The sequence below is a fragment of the Aureimonas ureilytica DSM 18598 = NBRC 106430 genome, from assembly GCF_000382705.1.
GTDB classification, from domain to species: Bacteria; Pseudomonadota; Alphaproteobacteria; order Rhizobiales; family Rhizobiaceae; genus Aureimonas; species Aureimonas ureilytica.
Genome location: NZ_ARQE01000004.1, coordinates 20,269 through 41,148, shown reverse-complemented (window position 1 = coordinate 41,148; position 20,880 = coordinate 20,269). Strand labels below are relative to the sequence as shown.

Here is a 20,880-nt window from a genome sequence, read left to right as displayed (position 1 = left end):
CCTCTGGCGGGGGCCGATGGCCGAACGAAACGAAACAACGAGGGAAAGGCCTGACATGGCTGAGGTGATGGTGGTGACATCGGGCAAAGGGGGCGTCGGAAAGACCACCTCGACAGCCGCGCTGGGCGCAGCTCTGGCACAGAGCGGCCAGAAGGTCGTTGTCGTGGATTTCGACGTCGGCCTTCGCAATCTCGACCTCGTGATGGGCGCCGAGCGCCGCGTCGTCTACGATCTCATCAACGTGGTGCAGGGCGACGCGAACCTGAACCAGGCGCTGATCCGCGACAAGCGGGTCGACACGCTCTGCCTGCTGCCGGCCTCGCAGACCCGCGACAAGGACAACCTGACCCAGGACGGCGTCGATCGCGTCATGGACCAGCTCCGCGCGCAGTTCGACTGGGTGATCTGCGACAGCCCGGCCGGCATCGAGCGCGGCGCGACGCTCGCCATGCGCCATGCCGACCTCGCGGTCGTCGTCACCAACCCGGAAGTCTCCTCGGTGCGCGATTCCGATCGCATCATCGGCCTTCTCGACTCCAAGACGCTGCGCGCCGAAAAGGGCAGCCGCATCGAGAAGCACCTTCTTCTGACCCGCTACGACGCCGTGCGCGCCGAGCGCGGCGACATGCTGAAGGTGGACGACGTTCTGGAAATCCTGTCGATCCCGCTGCTCGGCATCGTGCCGGAAAGCCCGGAAGTGCTGCGCGCCTCCAACCTCGGCACCCCGGTCACGCTATCGGACGCGCAGAGCGCCCCGGCCCGGGCCTATGCCGACGCTGCCAAGCGCCTCATGGGCCAGACCGTCCCCATGAGCGTGCCGTCGGACAAGCGCGGTCTCCTCGGCAAGTTCTTCAGCCGGAGGGCTGCATGAGCCTTTTCAATTTCTTCAACAAGCAGCGGACCTCCGCTCCCGCCGCGCGGGAACGCCTGCAGATCCTGCTCGCGCATGAGCGCGCCGAGATCGGCCAGTCCGACCTCGTCGCCGTTCTTCGCGAGGAGATCCTGGCCGTCATCGCTCGCCATGTCCCGATCAACCGGGACAAGGTGAAGGTGAAGATGGACAAGAAGGACCAGATGTCGACCTTGGAGGTCGATATCGAACTCCCGCAGCAAGCGGGACTCCTGACGGCGCATTGAGGCCAGCCGGACCCATTCGGGTCCGGGTGGTCACGGCCGTTCCAACCAGAGGAAAAGGAGAGAGACATGAACCGAGCCGAGCTTCTTCTCCGCCTGCAGGAGGTTCAGAACCTTCCGCAGATGCAGGGTCGCAACATTCGCTCCATCGCGTCCATCCTGTCGACCGAAGCGCTTCAGAAGCATGTCGAAGTCTGCGAGGCGCAGGCCCGCAAGAGCGAGACGAAGCAGTAAGAGCCTGTTTGACAACCCGACCGGGTCGGCCCGGCGGGTCCTTTTCGCCCCTGTTTCGTTGCCAATCCTCGCCGATGCCGCCGGCATCGACTGCGTTTGGCGCCTCACAGAAACAAAAATTCCCTCGCCGGTCCTCTGCCGGCGAGTTGTCAAACAGACTCTAAGGACCGACCGTCCCGATCCCACGCCCACGAAAAAGCCCGGCCGCTGGAGACAGCGGCCGGGCTTCGCTTTTCGGGGTGTGCGCCCGGCTCCTACTTCAGGAAGCCCTTGGTCTGGAGATAGTCCTCGGCCACGGCGCGGGCCGGCTCGCCGCCGAGCTGCACGCGGCCGTTCAGCTCCTGCAGCGTGACGAGATCGAGGCTCTCGAAGATCGGCTTCAGGATGTCGGCGATCTTCGGATTGGCCGTCAGAACCGCCTCGCGCACGATCGGCGCCGGCTGGTAGACCGGCTGCACGCCCTTGTCGTCGTCCATCACCTTGAGGCCCGACGGGGCGATGCCGCCATCCGTTCCGTAGACCATCGCGGCGTTGACGCCGTTGGTGTTCTGCGCGGCGGCGGCGATCGTAGCGGCCGTGTCGCCGCCCGACAGCGTCAGGAGCTGGTCTGGCTTCAGGTTGAAGCCGTAGGTCGTCTGGAACGAGGGGAGCGCCGAGGGCGAGTTCACGAACTCGGCGGAGGCCGCGAGCTTCACATTGCCGCCGCCCGCGACCCACTGGCCGAACTCGGTGAGGTTGGTGAGCTTGTTCTCGTCCGCCACGTCGCCGCGCAGCGCGATGCCCCAGGTGTTGTTGGCGGGCGAAGGCGTCAGCCAGACGATCTTGTTGGCATCGAAGTCGAGCGTCTTGGCCGCCTCATAGGCCTTGGCCGCGTCCTTCCAGAGCGGGTCCTCGGCCTTGTTGAAGAAGAAGGCCGCGTTGCCGGTATATTCGGGATAGATGTCGATTTCGCCGGCGGTGATCGCCTTGCGCACTACCGGCGTTCCGCCGAGCTGGATGCGGTCGGTCGTCTCAATCCCGCCATGCTGCAGCGCGAGCATGATCATGTTGCCGAGGACACCGCCTTCGGTGTCGATCTTGGACGAGACGACCACAGGCGCGGCCAGAGCTCCGGTCGCAAGGGACGAAGCCAGCAGCCCGGCGGCTGCAAGGGTGGAAAGGCGCATCGGATGTCTCCTGAACGAGCGATCCTGGCCGTAGCACAGCCGAGGGCGAAGGTTGGTCCGGCGGAAACTGGAGCACGGACGCCCGGAAGCCAGAGCGCGACGCCGCGAGGGGTCGGCTTGTCCACAGGCTTTGCGGTTTCCGCCGCCTGATGCCGGCCGCGCCCGCGCGGCGCCCATTCCTAAAAAATCTTAACCATTTGCGGAACGAAGCCGAAGGCCGGCTGTTTGGCTGATTCGCGATCTTGATGAAACGGGGACTTCTATGACCGCGTCTGACATTGTGAGCGCCTTCGAGGCGGGTTTGATCACTGAAAACGAAGCGCTGGAGCAGGGGCAGGTGGAACGCCTGTCCGACCTCTACGCACGCCAGTCGGCCTCGCCGCGCTGGCGGACGCGCTCGGCCGAGGTCGCGCGCGGGTCGCAGGCCTGAGCCTGACCGACCCCTTCCTTTTCAATTCGTCCTCGGAAGGTTCGAGCGCCGCGCGCCCGAGCGATGAGGCGCGGGAAAAGGTTGCTGTGGAAGCGGATTCGCTTCTAGAACGCGCTCGGCACTGAGCCGAACGCGAAAAGGATATCGCATGAGCATTCGTCGCATCGAGCCCGGCCATCGCATGAGCGGCGCGGTGGTTCACGGCAACACGGTCTATCTCGCGGGTCAGGTCGGCAATCCCGGCGAAGACGTCACGGCGCAGACCAAGACCGTGCTCTCCGAGATCGATCGTCTTCTGGCGGCCGCCGGAACCGACAAGTCGAAGATCCTTCAGGCGACCGTCTGGCTCTCCGACATGAAGGATTTCGGCGCGATGAACGCCGTCTGGGACGCCTGGGTCGACCAGGACAACAAGCCGGCGCGCGCCACGGGCGAATCCAAGCTCGCCGCGCCCGAATATCTCGTCGAGATCATCGTGATCGCCGCGATCTGAGGGATCGCCGCGATCGGATCGATCGCCGCATTAAGCTTCTTGCGTCGGCGCTCTCGAACGAGCGCCGACCTCGCTCTCAATACGCGCCGGCGCTGCGAAGCAGGCTGATCGGCGTCATCACGAGAATGCGCAGGTCGAGAAGAAGCGACCAGTTCTCGATATAATAGAGATCGTATTCGAAGCGCTTCTGCAGCTTCTCGCCATTGTCGATCTCGCCGCGCCAGCCGTTCACCTGCGCCCAGCCGGTGATGCCGGGCTTGACCTTGTGGCGCCCGAAATAGCCATCCACGATTTCCGTGAAATTCTGGTCGAAGCTCGAGCGCGCGTGCACGGCATGCGGGCGGGGGCCCACCAGCGACAGCTCGCCGCTGAGCACGTTGAAGAGCTGCGGCAGCTCGTCGATCGAGGAGCGGCGGATGAAGCGTCCGACTCGGGTCACGCGCGAATCATTGTGCGTCACGATGCGGCGCGCGGCGGGGTCGGAGTCCTCGTGGCGCAGCGAGCGGAACTTCCAGACATTGATGATCTGGTTGTTGAAGCCATGGCGCTTCTGGCGAAAGAAGACCGGCCCGGGGCTGTCGAGCTTGATGGCGATGGCGGTGGCCAGCATCAGCGGGCTGAGCAGCACGAGCGCGGGCAGGCCGATCAGAAGGTCCATGCAACGCTTCGAGACGATGTCCCATTCGGCGAGCGGCCGGTCGAAGGCGTGAAGCAGCGGGATGTCGCCGACGAAGGAGCGCGACCGGGAGGGGAAGGAGAGATCGGGCGAGGAATCGGCGACGCGGATGTCGAGCGGCAGGACCCAGAGCTCGCGCATGATCGACAAGAGACGCGCCTGCGCGCTGACCGGCAGCGTCACGATCAGCATGTCGATCCGCGCCCGGCGGGCAAATTCGGTGAGCTGGGCGACCGAGCCGAGCTTCGGATAGCCCGCGACGATCGCCGGCGAGCGATCGTCGTTGCGATCGTCGAAAATTCCGCAGATCCGCACGTCGTTGTCGGGGTGCATCTCGAGACGCCGGATGAAGGCTTCCGCCGCCCCGCCGCCGCCCACCAGGATGGCCCGCCGTTCCATGAAGCCGTTGCGCACCCATTTGCGCATCCGCGCCCCGAGCGCGAGGCGAAGCGTGGACAGAAGCGTGAAGCTGCCCGTCGCCCAGAGCGCGAGGCTCTTCAGGAACTCCCAGGTCAGATCGTGGAACAGGGCGGCGGCGAGTGCCGCCATCGCGCTCGCCAAGGCGAGCGAGGCCGCGAGCCGCGCGATCTGCGTTCGCTTCGAGCGCAGCAAGCTCGGCTCGTAGCCGTTGAGAATCTGCATCGTGACGACGGCGGCAAGCGTCAGCAGCGAGCAAAGCGCGAGGCGATGCATCCAGTCGGGATGGAAGGGAACGAGCACGGCCAAAGCGATGAGAAAGAGCGTCCCGCATTCCACGAGGCGCACGAGGCCTCGGGCGACGCGCGGCGACAGCACCGGCCGCTCCAGCATCTGCGCCATGCGCCGCGCATTGACCGGCAGTTCGGCGGAGGCCGAAGCCGAGGCGCGCCCGGGCGAGGCTTCGCTCAACCGGTACACGCGAACGGACTCGCGCTCGAAGAGATTGACCCTCTGCTTCTTGTTCTTCATGCGCTCGCCAGTCCCGGACGATCGGCCCCGCCTGCTCCGGCGGAAGAGCCGCAGGCCCCTTCGTGGGATGGTCTAGCAGGAAAGGGTAAAGGAGACGGGTCACGAGCGCCGGGCGAAACGGCGGGCAGGGGCCGTCCACTTCCCCGACGGCTTCACGAACCTCGCCCGGAGGCTCGAACCCGAATCACCCGCCGAGACGAATCACCCGTCAGAACAGGCGTTCCTTCACCGAGATCGTGTCGCCGGGATAGATCGGGTCGGTGATCAGGACGCGGCCGGTGATGACCTGCCCGTTGACCTGGCGGGTGATGTCCACCGTGCGCTTGTCGGCGCGCGACGAAAAGCCGCCGGCGATGGCGATGGCGTTCTGCGCGGTCATGCCCGGGACATAGGAATACTGACCGCCGCTGACGACCTCGCCCATGATGAAGAAGGGGCGATACTGCTCGACCTGAACGGATACGTCGGGTGAGCGAAGATAGCCGTTGCGCAGGGCGGCGGTGATGGTGGCCTGGATTTCCGTGGACGTCTTGCCGCGCGCGGGCACGGCGCCGACCAGTGGCAGCACGATGTAGCCGGACTTGTCCACCGCATAGGTGCCCGACAGATTGTCCTGTTCGAACACGGTAACGCGGATGCGGTCGCCCGCATCCAGCCGATAGGGCTGATTCAGCATCGCGTGGAAGGCCGGGGCCGGCGGCGAGCCGGTCACGCAGCCGGACAGGACCGCACTGGCCAAAGCGAGCGTTACAATCCCGGCGCGCATGAGGTTCCCACTTCGAGAAAGGTTTCTGACGCCTGAGGCGACGTAAGGACAATCTCCAATTAGGGTTAAGCAGCCGTAAATTTCGTGGGCGCTTGTGCTCCAATTCCAAGGTCGTATCTATATCGCGTCGCAACTAATTGGATGCGGTGCCGGAGTTCGAGCAGAAGGTCGAGACATGTCGCCGGAATGGGCCAAGCCAGTGCAGGGCAAAGAAGCGGTCCGGGCCGGCACGGCGCGTCATCTCGCGATCGTGGCGGCGGCGACGCTGCTCTCGGGCGCGGCGGCGGCCTTCGCCGTGTCGCTCGTTCCCTCCGTCCACCGGGCGCGGATCGAGCTCTCCGCCGAGGGCGGGCCGCTGCCGACCTGGAACGCCGCCGAGGTGCACGCCATCGCCGACCGCGAGCCCACGCCGTCGCAGGCGGAAGGGCCGACAGAGGAGGCCGATACCGGACAGGAGCCGCCGCGCGCGATCGACCGACTCATGGCGCATCAGCGCGGCCATCTGGAAGGGACGGCCACGCGGCGAAGCGGCTTCGAGGCGCTTTCGCCCACGCGGGGCATTCTATGGGCCGAGGCGGCGAGCCCGGTTCTCGCCACCGCTCGCGTCCAGTTCATCGCCGATCAGCTCCTGTCGCGCCGGCCGAAGCCCGCGAGGCAACTCGACGTCGCGCCGCCCGTGGAGGCACCGCCCGCAAGGCCCGATAGCGCGGCCCCACTCGCCGAGGCGCGCGCGCGCCTGGACGAAGCCGAGCGTGGCCTGGCCGCGTTCGATGCGCCGGCACCGACCGATGTCGCGGCGCCAAGCCCGGCCGCCGGGCTCGATCCGGCCGAGAAGGCGACGCTGGAAAGCCGGCGCAGCGAACTCGACGCCGCGATCGCCGCCGTCGAGGGCGATGACGAGCGGTTGACCATGCCGGGCCTGCTCGGGGCGTGGGACACATGGCGCAGCTTGATGAGCGAACGACGGGGTCTGCAGCCGCGCGCGGTCGAACTTACCGCCAATCTCAGCGCCACGCATCCGCGCGTGCGCATCGTGCGCCTGCGGCTGGAGCAGCTCGACAGCGAGATCGCTCAGCGCCGGGAGCGGCTTCTTGGCCAGTTGCAGGCCGAGCGCGCGGCCAACGAAGCGGCGATCCAGATGGCGTCCCGTCCGGCATCGAGGCAAACGCCCGAGCCCGTCGCGGCGGAGGAGGGCGGGCCGACGCGCGCCGATCTCCAGGCCGAGGTCGCGGCCGCGCGCACCGAGCTGGATCGGCTTCAGACCGAGGCGAACAGGCCGGCCGTGTCGGTCGCCCCTCCGCCGGCTCTTGCTTCGGCTGCAACGCCCACCATCCGTCAGACGATGCTGCCATCCACCGCGCGCTCTCTCTCCATCTGGCCGGCCGCCCTGGCGGGGAGCGTGGCCGGCTTTCTCGGTTCTGCCTTCTTCGTCGCCCTTTCGGTCCCCCTCCGCCGTCAGAAAACCACGACGCCCGTGGCAGAGCCCACGGCCGCGCTTCCCGATCCGCTGGTCTTGGCGGCGGTGCCCGGCGCGTCCGAGGTCGCGATGGTGGACGACGTGATCGAAGCGCTGAAGTTCAGCGCGGTGGCGCGTGTCGTCACCGTGTCCGCGCCCGGCGCCCAGACCCGGCCGCTCGGCGTCGATATCGGCCGGCGTCTGGCGCTGCGGGGCCGCTCGGTTCTGGTGGTGGACCTGTCGAACACGCAGGACGCCGCGCGCGCCATGGGGCTTCCGGCCGGCACGCCGGGTCTGTTCGATCTGGTGCGCGGTGACGCCAATTTCGCGGAAATCGCCAGGCGGGATTTCGCGACCGGCGCGGAGATCGTGGCGTCCGGGCGTCAGGTCGAGGGCGAGGATCGCGCCAGCCTCTGGAGCGAGCGGCGCCATGCGCTCGACTTCATGGAGCGCAGCTACGAGACGCTGGTGATCGACTGCGGCGAGAGCAAAGCCCCCTTCCTCAAGACCATCATGGACCCCGACGCGGCGCTCCTCGTCTGGACCGAGGGCTGCTCGGCCGAGGAGACCGAGGCCGCGCTCGATCGGCTTCGCAGCGAGGGCATCGCCGACATGATCGTCGTGCGGGACCGGCCGTCGAACTGACGCGGCCCGTTCGGTCGTCCGTCGGGAGAGCGCCTTGCCTAGCGGCGCGCGCGGCGCGGTGCGCCTTCCATCCAGCGGATCACCACCATGGCCGGAACGATCCAGAGGATGCCGGTCACCAAGAAGTAGAGGAGATGGACGTAAGTCGATGACGCCGCGAGATAAAGGCTCGCATAGGCGGTGGCGAGGATGGCGTAGACCACCACGAAGACCACGAGAAGCAGCGTGCCGACGAGCTTCTTCAATCTGACCGGCATCCTGCGTTCCTTCTTTCAGTCGTCCCGGGGCCTCTGGGTCACGCTCAGTGTGACCATGCCGCGCGGCTCCGGCCCTTGCCAAGCGGAGCGCTTCGTACCAAACCACTCCCCATGCGGGCCAGGGGTGCGAACGCCCCACCGTGCCCGTTGTCAGGTTGCCGATCCGATCGGCCGAAAACAAGGGGATGAAGCGGCTTTTTCGCGAAGCCCTTCAAGACTGATATGAGCGTATCGACGCAGGCCCCCGTCCCCTCGCTCGCCCGCGAGCACGACAGATGGACCCGCTCCCGGCGGGCGATCCAGATCTGGCTCTATTGCGTGGCGGCGATGATCCTCGCCCTCGTGGTGGTGGGCGGCGCGACGCGGCTGACCGAGTCCGGCCTTTCGATCACCGAATGGAAGCCGATCCACGGCATCATCCCGCCGCTCTCGCAGGCCGAGTGGCAGGAAGAGTTCGACCTGTACCGCCAGATCCCGCAGTATCAGCTCGTCAACAAGGGCATGAGCCTGTCGGAGTTCCAGACCATCTTCTGGTGGGAATGGGCGCACCGCTTCCTGGCCCGCAGCGTCGGCTTCGCCTTCGCGCTGCCGCTCGCCTTCTTCTGGGCGACGGGCCGGGTCGAGCCCTGGCTGAAGCCGCGCCTCGTCGGGCTTCTGGCGCTCGGCGGGCTGCAGGGCGCGATCGGTTGGTGGATGGTGGCCTCGGGCCTCGTGGAGCGCACCGACGTCAGCCAGTATCGGCTCGCCNNCCATCTGACGATGGCCTGCGTGATCTTCGCCGCGACGCTCTGGATCGCCAAGGGCCTGTCGCCGCGCCGCGTCGCGCCGCCGCCGACCGGCCATTCCGCCAAGGTCGGCTATCTCCTGGTGGCGCTCGCGCTCGTGCAGATCTATCTCGGCGGTCTCGTGGCCGGGCTCGACGCCGGCTTGAGCTTCAACACCTGGCCGCTGATGGACGGGCAGCTTGTGCCGTCCAATCTTCTCGCGATGTCACCGGCTTGGCGCAATTTCTTTGAGAACGTCATGACGGTGCAGTTCACGCACCGCTGCGGCGCCTATCTGCTCTTCACGGTCGCCGTTATCCACGCCGTCGCCGCGCGGCGGCTCGCCCCCGGCTCGCGTCATGCCAAGATGGCGACGCATCTGGCGGGCATGGTGACGGTGCAGGCCGCGCTCGGCGTCACCACGCTGCTTCTCCAGGTGCCGATCGGCTGGGCGCTCCTGCATCAGGCCGGCGCGCTTCTCGTGCTCGGCGGCGCCGTGTTCCACGCCCGGGAGCTGAAGGGGGCCTACCCCCTTCCAGCCCTCGGCTGATCGTCGGACGCCTTTCGACCTCGGACGCCCTTCAGCATCAGGTCCATGTTCTGGACCGCCGCGCCGGACGCGCCCTTGCCGAGATTGTCGAGGAGCGCCACCAGATTGAAGCGCGCGCCGTCCTTCGAGCCGAAGACGAAGAGCTTCATGCGATCCGTGCCGGCGAGTTCCGTCGGATCGATGCGCTTCAGCGCCGCCGTTTCCTCCGCGCCCGCGACCTCCACGATCGACTGCCCGGCATAATGATCGGCCAGCGCCTCGCGCAGGCGCGCGGCGTCCGCGCCGTTCAGCGCCTCGGCATGGAACGGCACCTGCACGATCATCCCCTGCGCGAAGCGGCCGACGGCGGGCGCGAAGATCGGATCGCGGTCGAGCCGGCCGAAGACGCGCATTTCCGGCAGGTGCTTGTGGGCGAGGTCGAGCCCGTAGAGGAAATGCGGCGCGTCGATGTGATCCTCGCGGCCCGCGTCCTCCATCTGCGCGATCATCTGCTTGCCGCCGCCCGTATAGCCGGACACGGCATTGACCGTGACCGGCTGCGTCTCGGCCAGAAGGCCGGCATCGCGAAGTGGGCGCAGGAGCGCGATGGCGCCGGTCGGATAGCAGCCGGGATTGGCGACGAGCCGCGCCCCGGCGATGGCCTCGCCCTGACCCTTGGCGAGTTCGGCAAAGCCATAGGCCCAGTTCGGATCGACCCGGTGCGCGGTCGAGGTGTCGATGACACGGGTCGAGGCGTCGGGGCCGAGCAAGGCCACGGCCTCGCGCGCCGCATCGTCGGGCAGGCAGAGGATCGCGATGTCCGCCGCCTTCAGTAGCTCCTCGCGCAGCGAGGCGTTGCGGCGCTCCGCTTCCGGGATCGACAGAAGCTCGACATCGCCGCGATCCGCCATGCGGGCGCGAATCTGAAGACCCGTCGTTCCGTGTTCGCCGTCGATGAAGATGCGCGGTTTCATGGCTGTCGTGACCTGTCTGAGAAGGAAGCGGGAGGGGAGCGGCGCCGGTTCAGCGGCGCGCGGCGGCTTTCTTGTCGGCGAGAATGCCGAGAATATACATGGCGACCGTGGAGCCTGCGATCGCCGTCATGTCGGCATGGTCGTAGGGCGGGGAGACCTCCACCACGTCGGCGCCGACGAGCTGCAAGTTCTTCAGGTGATGCAGCACGGCCAGCATCTTGGCGCTGGACGGACCGCCCGCCACGGGCGTTCCGGTGCCCGGCGCGAAGGCCACGTCGAGGCAGTCGATGTCGAAGGTCAGGTAGCAGTTGGTGCCGCCCGTCCGCTCGTAGATGCGCTTGGCGATCTCGACCGAGGTGAGGTCCTCCAGCTCGTGGCCGAACAGGATCTCGATCCCGCCCGTTTCCGGCGCATGGGTGCGGATGCCGACCTGGATCGAGGTCTCTGGGTCGATCAGGTTCTCGCGCAGCGCCGCCGAGACGAAGGAGCCGTGATCGACGCGCGGGCGTCCATGCGTGTCCGTGGCGAGCGGCCAGGTGTCCTGATGCGCGTCGAAATGCACGAGGCTGATCCGCCCGTGCTTGGCCGCATGGGCCTGGAGGAGCGGGAAGGTGATCGAGTGATCGCCGCCGAGCGTCAGAAGGAAGACGGTCTTCTCCAGAAGGGTGGCGGCCTGTTCGCGCATGGCGAGATGCGCCCGCTCCGGCAGCCGATAGTCGAGAAGGCAGTCGCCATAGTCGACGACGCTCAAGGCCTCGAAGAAATCGGCGTGGAACGGATATTGCGGATCGTTGTCGAAGATCGCCGAGGCGCGCCGGAGCGCCTGGGGGCCGAAGCGCGTGCCCGGCCGGTTCGATACGGAGGCGTCGAAGGGGATGCCCCAGACCGTGACGTCGGAGCCCTCGACATCCTTCGTGAAGCGGCGGCGCATGAAGGACAAGGCGCCCGCATAGGTCGGATCGCTCGCTGCGCCGAGCAGGGCGCCGGCGGTGAAGGCATTGTCGATCGACTTGTCGGCCATGGGTATCCCGGTCTCCTTGATCGCGCGAGAGATAAGCCAAGTCGGCGACAGCTTGAAGTCGCTCCAGCCTGGCTTGGCTTCAAAACAAGGACGGAAGTCCAAAAGAAAAAGGGCCCCGGTTTCCCGGAGCCCTTTTTCCAAGCTTCGATCGAGGCGCGATTAGCGCTTCGAGAACTGGAAGGAGCGGCGGGCCTTGGCCTTGCCGTACTTCTTACGCTCGACGGTACGCGAGTCGCGGGTCAGGAAGCCGCCCTTCTTGAGAACCGAGCGAAGGCCCGGCTCGTAGTAGGTGAGGGCGCGCGAGATGCCGTGACGGACCGCACCGGCCTGACCCGACAGACCACCACCGGCAACGGTGACGACGATGTCGAACTGGCCATCGCGAGCAGCCGCGACGATCGGCTGCTGGAGCACCATCTGCAGTACGGGACGCGCGAAATAGTCCGCGAAGTCCTTCGTGTTGACGGTGATCTTGCCCGAGCCCGGCTTGACCCAGACGCGAGCGACCGCGTCCTTGCGCTTGCCGGTCGCGTAGGCGCGGCCCTGAGCGTCGAGCTTCTGGACGTGAACGGGAGCAGCCGCTTCCGTGGCGCCTGCGGCGGCGAGGCCCTGCAGCGAGTTCAGGTCGGCCATTATGCAGCCCTCGAGTTCTTGGAGTTCAGCACCTTGACGTCGAGCGTCTCGGGCGACTGGGCCTCATGCGGGTGCGCGGCACCGGCATAGACGCGCAGGTTCTTGAGCTGGCGACGGCCGAGCGGGCCGCGCGGCAGCATGCGCTCGACGGCCTTCTCGACGACGCGCTCCGGGAAGCGGCCCTCGAGAATCTCGCGCGCCTTGCGCTCCTTGATGCCGCCGGCATAGCCGGTGTGCCAGTAGTAGGTCTTGTTTTCGTACTTCTTGCCCGTGAACACGACCTTGTCGGCGTTCACGATGATGACGTTGTCGCCATCATCGACATGCGGGGTGAAGGTGGGCTTGTGCTTGCCGCGGAGGCGGAGCGCCACGAGGGAGGCGAGACGGCCGACAACGAGCCCTTCGGCGTCGATGACGATCCACTTCTTCACCACCGTCTCGGACTTTTGCGAGAAGGTCTTCATGAAAAATACCCTTTGGGTCAGTCACGCGTCAGCCGCGGACTGCACCCCGGCCATACGAAAAAGGCGGCTCACGCCGCTCTTGATGACGGTTCCATAACGATTGAGCGGCGAAAGATCAAGCGGGGATGGGTTTTGGCTGAGCGTCTCATTCTTGAAAATCACTATGTAAAACAGATACTTGTTATTACGGTTCTATAGTACCGAAAAATTGGTGTCATGGAACCGCATCGAATGTCGTGTCGGTTTTGCGTTCCCCGCCGTCAGCGGACAGACTGCGCAAGACCGATTCCAGCCCGTGAGACCGCCATGTCGAACTTCCTGTTCCTCGATCCCGCCGCCGTCGCTTCTGAGGAAAGCCGGCCCGCCCCGGACCGGAACGTGTCCGGCGATCCGGTTCACCGGACCTGGAATGTCGAGGAAAGGGACGGGCTCTATGCGGGCGTCTGGGAATCGACGCCGGGAGAATGGCGGGTCGAATACACGGAATGGGAATATTGCGAGATTCTCGCCGGTGTCTCCGTGCTCACAGAAGACGGCGGCGAGGCGCGGCGCGTCGGCCCGGGCGACGCCTTTCTCCTGCGACCCGGCTTCCGGGGGACGTGGCGCGTCGAGGAGACGACACGCAAGCGCTACGTCATCCGGCTCTGACCATGAGGCGTTCGACGCCCCGAAAATGATAGCTGTCGCGAAAGCGCGGCGTTTCGCTGGGGGCAAGGGTCGGGAACCGCTCCGCCAGCGCCCGCAGGCCAAGCTTCAGTTCGAGCCGGGCGAGCGGCGCGCCGATGCAGAAATGCAGACCCGCGCCGAAGGAGACATGCGGGATGCGCTCGCGCGTCGGATCGAAGCGCTCGGGATCGGGAAACACCGCCGGGTCGTGATTGGCGGCGGCCAGAAGCAGGGCGACCTCGGTTCCGCGCTTCAAGACAAGGCCGTCGATCTCCATGTCCTTCAGCGCGATGCGGCGGAAGAGATGGAGCGGCGTGTCGAAGCGCAGCGCTTCCTCCACGACGCGCTCGACGCCCGCCTCGTCTTTGGCGATTTCGCTCAAGGAAAGCCCGGAGGCGGCGAAGGCGGCGATCGCGTTTCCGAACTGATGCACTGTCGCCTCGTGGCCGGCATTCAGGAGAAGCACGACGAGCGAAACGATTTCCGCTTCGCTCAAGCGGCCGCTCGGCGTTTCGGCCGCGATCAGCGCCGACACGAGATCGTCGCCCGGCGCCTGGCGCTTCTCGGCGATGACCTGGAGGAGAAAATCGCGGAACTCGCGCGAGGCCTCGTCGGCGGCGCGCTCGACCTCGGCCGTGCGACCCATCTGGTACATGGCGACCATGGCGTGCGACCAGCGCAGGAGATCGGGCGTCGCCTCGCGCGGCACGCCGATCAGCCCGGCGATCACCGCGACCGGCAGCGGCTCGGCGAAGGCGGAGACAAGATCGAAGGGCTCGCTCGGATCGAAACGGTCGATCAGCTCGTGGGCGACGGTTTCGATCGTCGGGGCCAGCGCCTCGATCCGGCGCGACACGAAGGCGCGGGTGAGAAGCGCGCGCAGCCGCGTATGGGCGGGCGCTTCGAGATCGAGAAGCGAATGCTCCTCCAGCGCGTCGAAATGGGCGAGATGATCGCGCCCGTCCGCCCGCGCACCGCGCCCCGAGCCGTCCTCCGACAGGACCCGGCCGAACTCGCGGGACTTCAGAATGCGCTCCACCAGGGGATGGGAGGCAACGGCGAGGCATCCGGCCTCGTGCCAATGGGCGACGGGCGCCCCGGCATGAAGCGCCGCATAGGTCGGGTAGGGATCGGTGAAGAAGCCGGGGTCGCGCGGGTCGAGATGAAAGGCGCGCCCGTCCTCCTCGATCCGGAACGACGAGGGCAGGGGTGAGGAGACGAGGGAATCGGGCATGGGATTTCGCGGCGGGCAGGGAGGAGCGTTGCGGCCAGCCTGAACGAAAAACGCCCGCCGTGAAAGGCGGGCGTCTGGGTCGGGAAGTCTGGGCCCGGAAAGTCTGGCGCGATCAGCGCTCGACTTCGATCAGGATCTCGTTGCGGCGCATGAAGCCCGGCGTCCAGGGCGCGTTGTAGAAGGCGTAGACCGGGTCGCCCTTCTGCTTCAGGTTCTCGTCGGCGAGATAATTGTAGAGCGTCATCAGCTTCTTCGACGCCGTCGAGGCCGTGAAATTGCCGTTGAAGCGGATCGCCACCATGCGCTTGGCATCGACTTCCTTGATCGCCACATCGTGCGAGTTCGGCGTCGGCAGGCTGGCCTTGGTGTATTTCTTCGGCATGATGAAGCGCACGGCCCAGCCCTTGGTGCGGCCTTCGCTTTCCGACAGCTGCTGCAGGACCGGGACCGTCATGGCGATCTTCTTGCCCGAGCGGTTGTTGGCCGAGATAAAGTCGTAGAGCGTCTCGAAGCCGCGACGACGCGCCTTCTCATGGTAGCCGGTCTTCACCGTCTCGGCGACGATCATGGCATCATAGTCGCGCACTTCCAAATCGCCGTCGCGGCGCACAACCTCGTAGTCCGGCTCCTCGGCATGGTCGGCGATCTTCTTGGTGACGTAGAACGCCGCGCCGAGCGCCAGGATCGCCCCGCCCGCGATGAGCACGGCCGAGGTGTTCGGACGATCGCGAAGATAGTCCACGCCGCGCTGGTAGCCACGACCGCCCTTGAAGCTCGCGCGCTCGCTGAAGAAGGACGGCAGCGAGAAGGAGGACAGATGGTCACGCGCATCCGAAGCGCCGTCCGACAGACGGTTCCGCGCGTCCGACGTGCCGTCGGCAAGCGAGCGGCGCGCCTTGTAGAGCTGCGACTTGGCCTCGTCCGCCGAGGGCAGGGACCAGCCGGTCAGGAAGGAGGGGACGTAACGGGAATAGCCCGTGTTGCCGTAGAGACGGTCGATCTCGTGCTGCACGGCGCGGCGAACGCGCTCGGTGCGCGAGGGGCGAAGGTGGAGACGGTCCGCGATCTGGGTCTCGAGTTCTCCGATCCGCTCGCCGATATCGCTCAAAGCGTCCGTCACGCGGTCGTAGGCCGAAGGCTTGTCGCGGAACATGTCGATCTCCTCAACTTCGCTGGAGACGATCGCCGTGCGATCGCCAGACAGAAACACGCCTGGCAAGACGTACCTGCCAGCGGTGCCATAACGTCGCGCTTTCGGCTTGGTTGCGGCGCTGCGGGAAAATGCCGGGACGAAGGTGTGAAAGATTCGTAAGGTTTGTGGCAACCTTCCGCGGGGACAACCACTTAAGAGGTATCAGGTTTTTCATGGCCTGATACTCCAGCCAAAACTGGGCGGCTTCGGCCGCCCCTTTTTTTGCCTGCTCGCCGGTTCGATGCCGGCTGCACGGCTCTACGGCCGTGTTCTCGGCGGCACGCCGAAAGCGTCGGCCACCCTCGGCAGCCAACGTCTTGTCGAAATCCATCCAGGGAAGACGCCGTCTCGCTTATTCTTCGGCGGGGTCCACCGCGTCGAACAGGCGTGTTGCGGCGCGAAAACGCTCCGACACGGTCTTGGTGACGACCGGGAACACCAGCTTCAGCTCGTTCCATTTCCAGCCGTCCGGCAGCGGCTTCTTGCGGGCCGCCTCCGCATCCGCCTTGGTGCGGAAGGTCGCGGCGATGCCCTTCGGCCCGGCGGCGAGCTTCTGGATGCCGAGTTCGGCACAGCGCACCCGCGCGTCGGCGAGCTTCAGGAGCCTACGCGCGGCGGCCGGCGGCTTGCCGAACCGGTCCTCGACATCGACGCCCAGGGCTTCCAAGGCCGCGCGGTCGCGCGTGCGGTCGATCTCGGCATAGAGATTGATGCGCGTTTCCTCGTCCGGCACATAATCGGCGGGAATGCGGCCGGCGACGCCGAGGGCGACCTCCGGCATCCATTCGTCCACCGCCGAGCGGCCTTGCGCGACGTCGAGCGCCCGCTGCAGGACGTGGCGATAGAGCGCGAGGCCGACGAGCTGAAGATGGCCGGCCTGCTCCTCACCCAGAAGCTCACCGGCGCCGCGAAGGTCGAGATCGCGCGCGCTGATCTCGAAGCCGGCGCCGAGACGGTTCAGCGCTTCCAGCGTGCGAAGGCGACGCTCGGTTTCCGGCGCCAGGGACTGGCCGGGCTCGGTCAGAAGAAGCGCCACGCCCCGGCGCGTGCCGCGCCCGACCCGCCCGCGAAGCTGGTGAAGCTGCGCGAGGCCGAAGCGGTCGGGATGCGAAACGATCATCGTGTTGGCGGCCGGAACGTCCAACCCGCTTTCGATGATGTTGGTGGCGAGAAGAATGTCGCCTTGCCCCTCGGTGAAGCGTAGCATCGTCTCGTCCACCTCTTCGGCGGGCAATTGCCCATGGACGATCCCGACCTCGAAATCCGGCACGATGCGTTTCAAGCGCAGGCGCATCGGCTCGATATCCTCGACGCGGGGGCAGACGACGAAGCTCTGGCCGCCGCGCCGGCGCTCGCGCTCCAGCGCCTCGCGCACCCGCTCGTCCTCGAAGGGGGCCAGAACGGTCTGGATCGGCTGGCGCAGAACCGGCGGGGTCGCCACGATGCTGAGATCGTTGAGGCCGAGAAAGCTCGCCTGCAGCGTGCGCGGGATGGGCGTCGCCGTCAGCGTCAGGAAATGCGCGTCGGACCCGAGCGCGCGCAGCGCTTCCTTCTGCTTGGTGCCGAAGCGCTGTTCCTCGTCGATCACGACGAGACCGAGATCCTGGAAGGCGACGCCCTTGCCGGCGACCGCATGGGTGCCGACGACGATCTGGATCGAACCATCCGCCAGCCCCGCCTTCACGCGCTTGGCCTCCGCCGGTGTCGACAAGCGCGAAAGCTGGGCGACCTCGATGCCGAAATTGGCGAAGCGCCGCGCCACGGTGCGCGCGTGCTGCTGGGCGAGAACCGTGGTCGGCGCGACGATCGCCACCTGCCGCCCGCTGAAGGCGACGGCGGCGGCGGCACGCAGGGCGACTTCGGTCTTGCCGAACCCGACATCGCCGCAGACCAGCCGGTCCATCGGCCGGCCGCTGGCGAGATCCGACAGAACCGTGTCGACGGCGAGCGCCTGGTCGTTGGAAAGCTCATGCGGGAAGCGCCCGCAGAAGCGCTCGAAATCGCGCCGGTCCGGCCGAAGCGGCTCGGTGCGCCGCGCGACCTTCTCGCGGGCGAGCTTCACAAGACCTTCCGCCGTACGATGGACATCCTGCAGGAGGGCGTTGCGCCGCTCGATCCAGTTGCCGCCCTTCAGCTTGTCGAGGGTAACTCCCGTCGCCTCGCCGCCATAGCGCCAGAGCGCGCCGATTTCGCGGACCGGCACGAGAAGCGTGGCGTCGTCGGCATAGCGCAGGCGAACCGTGTCGCGCGCGACGCCGTCCTGTTCCACCTCCGACAGCCCTTCGAGAACGCCGATCCCGTGGTCGAGATGAACCAGCGCGTCGCCGATCGAGAACAGGCCGTCGGCGGGCAGGAGCGGCGAGGCGCGGTCGCTGCGGCTCGCCACCGCCGCGACGCCGCCGATATCCTGAACCGTGACCGCCACGGCCCCATGGCCGGGCACGCGAAACCCCTGCGAAACGGGCAGGACGAGACCGAAGACCTCGCCAGGCTCGCCGTCGAGGGCCTCCTGCCAAGTGACGCCGAGCTGCACCGGCCGGCCGAGATTGCGCCGCAGGCGGCGCGCCCATTCGCGCAGCAGGCTCTCGCTCGGCGCGGCGAGGATCGCCGTCGCGCCCTTCGCTTCGCGCGAGAGATAGGTGCCGAGCGCGCGCCAGGGCGCGTTCTTCTCGGCAAAGCGCGGCACTTCGAACCGTTCGCCGCCGTCCTCTATCGTGGCGCTGAGGCGCGCGCCGATCAGCGCCTCCCATTCCTCTCGCGCCAGATACATTGCATCCGGCTTCACCGGACGGTGGCGACGCGAGCCGCTGGCCTCCTCGAAGCCGGAGGCGACCGTTTCCAGAAACGAGCCGACGCGCAGCTCGACGCCGTTTTCCAGAAGCACCGCCGCCTCGTCGGCATAGTCGAACAGCGTTTCGAGCCCGCCGTCGTAATGCTGGGACAACCAGTGCTCGCGCCCGACCGCCTCGCCGCCCGCCGGGGGCGCCGCGCCGGGAACTTCGCTTGCGGGATCGACGATCAGCATGTCGCTCGATGCCAGCGTGCGCTGCGTGACGGGATCGTAGGAGCGGATCGCGGTGACGCACCCCGCCTCGTGCTCGATGCGGCAGGGCAGGGGCGCGGCGGCGGGGAAGAAGTCGATCACTCGGCCGCGGATGGCCGCTTCGCCGGGCTCGTCCACCCGGTCGTCGAAGACATAGCCGACGCCGCGCAGATAGGTCTCGATCTCCGTCGGATCGATCCGGTCGCCCACCCGGAACTCGCGATGAAGTTTCGTCCAGATCCGTTGCGGGGGCACGCGGCGCAGCAGGGCCTCGGCGGTGGTGAGAACGATGTCGGGCTGATTGTCCTTGTTGGTCAGCCAGCGCAGGACGCCCATGCGCTGCCCCATCACGGAGCGCGAAGGCGAGCTGCCGTCATAGGGCAGGCAGTCCCAGGGCGGAAAGAAGGCCATGGGCCGGCCTGGATCGAACGCATCGAGGATCGCCATCAGGTCGCGCGCCCGGCGGACCGTCTGCGCGACATAGATCAGCGGTCGCCCTTTCGTCCCGTCGGCGCGCTCGCGGATCAGCGCGGCGGTCGCGCCGAGCGGATGGAGGGGCGTCAGGGTCTCGACATTCGAGCTCTGCGTTTCGACCGTCACGGACTGAAGCATGGCATCCTTGCACGTCTGGCGGGCCTGTTCGGCCTTTGCGAGCAACGTGCGATGGGGTGCAACGATCCCGGTCCTTTGCCGGCTGCCCTTCGCCGGCCCCTGGAAGCCTCGCGGCGGGCGGATAGGTAGGTCTGACGATTGCGAACCGGGAAAGACGATCCATGAGCAAGGACGAAACGGCGAAGCGGACGGCGGGACATCGGCCCCTGGATCGGCTCGACATGAGCGCCAAGCTCGACAAGGATGTGTACGAGACGCGGCTCGACGCCATTCAGCTTACGTTTCGGGAAATCCAGCAGGCCTATCTGCACACGGGCGACAGCGCCGTGGTCGTGTTCGAGGGCTGGGACGCGGGCGGCAAGGGCGGCACGATCCGCCGCATGTCGGCGGTGATGGACCCGCGCGGCTTCAAGGTCTGGCCCATCGCCGCGCCGACGCCGCAGGATCTCCAGCATCACTATCTCTCGCGCTTCTGGGCCCGGCTGCCGGCCAAGGGCGAAATCTGCGTCTTCGACCGATCCTGGTACGGGCGCGTTCTGGTGGAACGGGTCGAGGGTTTTGCCAAGCCCGCCGAATGGGGCCGCGCCTACGAGGAGATCAACGAGTTCGAACGCCTCCTGACGGATGCCGGAACGCGGATCGTGAAGGTCTTCCTGTTCATCACCGAAGACGAGCAGATGGAGCGGTTCGAGGATCGGATGAAGGACCCGCTGAAGCGCTGGAAACTCTCCTACGAGGATTTCCGCAATCGCGACAAATGGGCCGAATACGAGGACGCCGCCAACGAGATGCTGGAGCGCACCTCCACGAGCGCCGCGCCCTGGCTCGTCGTGCCCGCCAACGACAAGCGCTACGCCCGGATCGAGGCGCTCGGCACGATCGCCGATCGCCTGTCGGCCGGCGTGGACCTCTCGCCCCGCCCCGCCGATCCCAAACTCGTGGAGCAATACGAGCGCATGGTGGAAGCGGAAAAGAAGAAGCGGAAGGGCTGAGCCTTCCGCCCTCTTCGGTGTTGGCGTCCGGGCTTACCGCCCGGCGCGGCGCATGGGCATGGCGTCGATCACGGCGTTCATGTCGCGCGGCTCGAAAGGCGCGTCCTGGCGCCATTTCACGCCGCCATCCTTGCCGATCAGGATCGCCTCGAAGGGCGCGCGGGCGTCGAGCCCGAAATGGCGGCGCAACGCGCCCGCATCGTGCTTGGCTCTGGGGTCTCCGAACAGTGTCTCGACCTTGCCGCCGGCGACGCCGAGAACGACGAGTTCGCGCTCGGCGAGCCCCTTTTCGTCCGCCAGAAGCAGGCGGCTCTGCCGCGCCAAACTCGGATCGCCGTCGCTCGGCGCAAACAGGATCAGGATGCGGTTCTTCCAGCGGAGGGCGTCGAGATCGCCTTGGGCGGAAGCCGAGGAAAGGCTCGCCAACAAGCCGACCGACGCCATGAACAGGGACAGTTTCATGGGAGCGGCCTTCGCGTTGCGCTTCGAGAAGGATCAACCGCTCCGAAGGGCGGAACGTTCCCGCCGCGTGGCGACTGGCCCTTGGCAGA

General features: G+C 67.0%; 22 protein-coding genes. 9 read left to right on the top strand and 13 right to left on the bottom strand.

All coding sequences use genetic code 11. The annotated features are described in order from the left end of the window. The first annotated feature begins 55 nt into the window (after positions 1-55). The 3 genes from minD to B146_RS29495 all read left to right on the top strand — a co-directional run bounded on the left by minD (position 56) and on the right by B146_RS29495 (position 1,368). The gene (minD, locus tag B146_RS0110185; RefSeq protein WP_019996332.1) at positions 56-871 is read left to right on the top strand and encodes a septum site-determining protein MinD; all 816 of its coding nucleotides are present in this window, start codon (positions 56-58) and stop codon (positions 869-871) included. Further along, positions 868-1,137 (top strand): cell division topological specificity factor MinE, encoded by a 270-nt coding sequence (gene minE, locus B146_RS0110180; protein ID WP_019996331.1) that lies wholly within the window; start codon positions 868-870, stop codon positions 1,135-1,137. The genes minD and minE overlap by 4 nt, the downstream gene beginning before the upstream one ends. A 66-nt stretch (positions 1,138-1,203) precedes the next feature. After that, a complete protein-coding gene (locus B146_RS29495) occupies positions 1,204-1,368 on the top strand; it encodes a hypothetical protein (RefSeq protein WP_019996330.1) in 165 nt (54 codons plus the stop codon). A gap of 254 nt (positions 1,369-1,622) precedes the next feature. On the opposite strand, the gene osmF is transcribed toward B146_RS29495, so the two are convergent. After that, positions 1,623-2,534 carry a glycine betaine ABC transporter substrate-binding protein OsmF gene (osmF, locus tag B146_RS0110170; RefSeq protein WP_019996329.1) on the bottom strand — a complete coding sequence of 304 codons (912 nt, stop codon included), beginning with the start codon at positions 2,532-2,534 and terminating at the stop codon, positions 1,623-1,625. A gap of 262 nt (positions 2,535-2,796) precedes the next feature. Between osmF and B146_RS28995 the strand changes: the two genes are divergently transcribed. Then, positions 2,797-2,964 carry a hypothetical protein gene (locus B146_RS28995; RefSeq protein WP_019996328.1) on the top strand — a complete coding sequence of 56 codons (168 nt, stop codon included), beginning with the start codon at positions 2,797-2,799 and terminating at the stop codon, positions 2,962-2,964. 148 nt (positions 2,965-3,112) lie between these two features. Continuing rightward, entirely contained in the window at positions 3,113-3,457 is a 345-nt protein-coding gene (locus B146_RS0110160; RefSeq protein WP_019996327.1) for a RidA family protein, read from the top strand. 76 nt (positions 3,458-3,533) lie between these two features. On the opposite strand, the gene B146_RS0110155 is transcribed toward B146_RS0110160, so the two are convergent. Both B146_RS0110155 and B146_RS0110150 read right to left on the bottom strand, forming a co-directional pair. After that, complete coding sequence (locus tag B146_RS0110155; RefSeq protein ID WP_019996326.1) at positions 3,534-5,081, bottom strand: undecaprenyl-phosphate glucose phosphotransferase; 1,548 nt, start codon at positions 5,079-5,081, stop codon at positions 3,534-3,536. A gap of 208 nt (positions 5,082-5,289) precedes the next feature. After that, on the bottom strand, positions 5,290-5,847 hold the full coding sequence (locus B146_RS0110150; RefSeq protein ID WP_019996325.1) for a polysaccharide biosynthesis/export family protein: 558 nt from the start codon (positions 5,845-5,847) through the stop codon (positions 5,290-5,292). A gap of 175 nt (positions 5,848-6,022) precedes the next feature. Between B146_RS0110150 and B146_RS0110145 the strand changes: the two genes are divergently transcribed. Further along, positions 6,023-7,948 (top strand): hypothetical protein, encoded by a 1,926-nt coding sequence (locus B146_RS0110145; RefSeq protein ID WP_019996324.1) that lies wholly within the window; start codon positions 6,023-6,025, stop codon positions 7,946-7,948. 38 nt (positions 7,949-7,986) lie between these two features. On the opposite strand, the gene B146_RS0110140 is transcribed toward B146_RS0110145, so the two are convergent. Further along, a complete protein-coding gene (locus B146_RS0110140) occupies positions 7,987-8,205 on the bottom strand; it encodes a DUF2842 domain-containing protein (RefSeq protein WP_026358500.1) in 219 nt (72 codons plus the stop codon). Between the two features lie 222 nt (positions 8,206-8,427). On the opposite strand from B146_RS0110140, the gene B146_RS0110135 reads away from it, so the two are divergent. Then, entirely contained in the window at positions 8,428-9,519 is a 1,092-nt protein-coding gene (locus tag B146_RS0110135) for a COX15/CtaA family protein (RefSeq protein ID WP_019996322.1), read from the top strand. On the opposite strand, the gene argC is transcribed toward B146_RS0110135, so the two are convergent. The 4 genes from argC to rplM form a co-directional block, all read right to left on the bottom strand. Beyond that, a complete protein-coding gene (gene argC, locus B146_RS0110130) occupies positions 9,495-10,472 on the bottom strand; it encodes an N-acetyl-gamma-glutamyl-phosphate reductase (protein WP_019996321.1) in 978 nt (325 codons plus the stop codon). The two genes, B146_RS0110135 and argC, sit on opposite strands and share 25 nt — an antisense overlap. 49 nt (positions 10,473-10,521) lie before the next feature. Next, positions 10,522-11,493 carry an agmatinase gene (gene speB / locus B146_RS0110125; RefSeq protein WP_019996320.1) on the bottom strand — a complete coding sequence of 324 codons (972 nt, stop codon included), beginning with the start codon at positions 11,491-11,493 and terminating at the stop codon, positions 10,522-10,524. 159 nt (positions 11,494-11,652) lie between these two features. After that, on the bottom strand, positions 11,653-12,126 hold the full coding sequence (rpsI, locus tag B146_RS0110120; RefSeq protein WP_019996319.1) for a 30S ribosomal protein S9: 474 nt from the start codon (positions 12,124-12,126) through the stop codon (positions 11,653-11,655). Further along, on the bottom strand, positions 12,126-12,590 hold the full coding sequence (gene rplM / locus B146_RS0110115) for a 50S ribosomal protein L13 (RefSeq protein ID WP_019996318.1): 465 nt from the start codon (positions 12,588-12,590) through the stop codon (positions 12,126-12,128). The genes rpsI and rplM overlap by 1 nt, the downstream gene beginning before the upstream one ends. 306 nt (positions 12,591-12,896) lie before the next feature. Between rplM and B146_RS0110110 the strand changes: the two genes are divergently transcribed. Then, on the top strand, positions 12,897-13,238 hold the full coding sequence (locus tag B146_RS0110110) for a cupin domain-containing protein (protein ID WP_019996317.1): 342 nt from the start codon (positions 12,897-12,899) through the stop codon (positions 13,236-13,238). Here the strand turns inward: B146_RS0110110 and B146_RS0110105 are convergent. From B146_RS0110105 to B146_RS0110095, 4 genes are all read right to left on the bottom strand, one after another. Continuing rightward, on the bottom strand, positions 13,225-14,490 hold the full coding sequence (locus B146_RS0110105) for a cytochrome P450 (RefSeq protein ID WP_019996316.1): 1,266 nt from the start codon (positions 14,488-14,490) through the stop codon (positions 13,225-13,227). The two genes, B146_RS0110110 and B146_RS0110105, sit on opposite strands and share 14 nt — an antisense overlap. 112 nt (positions 14,491-14,602) lie before the next feature. Next, a complete protein-coding gene (locus B146_RS0110100; RefSeq protein ID WP_155897451.1) occupies positions 14,603-15,643 on the bottom strand; it encodes an SOUL family heme-binding protein in 1,041 nt (346 codons plus the stop codon). 10 nt (positions 15,644-15,653) lie between these two features. Continuing rightward, positions 15,654-16,013 (bottom strand): hypothetical protein, encoded by a 360-nt coding sequence (locus B146_RS28990; protein WP_155897450.1) that lies wholly within the window; start codon positions 16,011-16,013, stop codon positions 15,654-15,656. Between the two features lie 21 nt (positions 16,014-16,034). Then, the gene (locus B146_RS0110095) at positions 16,035-19,337 is read right to left on the bottom strand and encodes a helicase-related protein (protein WP_019996314.1); all 3,303 of its coding nucleotides are present in this window, start codon (positions 19,335-19,337) and stop codon (positions 16,035-16,037) included. 161 nt (positions 19,338-19,498) lie between these two features. On the opposite strand from B146_RS0110095, the gene B146_RS0110090 reads away from it, so the two are divergent. After that, a complete protein-coding gene (locus B146_RS0110090; protein WP_019996313.1) occupies positions 19,499-20,329 on the top strand; it encodes a polyphosphate kinase 2 family protein in 831 nt (276 codons plus the stop codon). 33 nt (positions 20,330-20,362) lie between these two features. Here B146_RS0110090 and B146_RS0110085 read toward each other — a convergent pair whose 3' ends face one another. Further along, entirely contained in the window at positions 20,363-20,791 is a 429-nt protein-coding gene (locus B146_RS0110085; RefSeq protein ID WP_019996312.1) for a DUF4174 domain-containing protein, read from the bottom strand. Between the last annotated feature and the right edge of the window lie 89 nt (positions 20,792-20,880).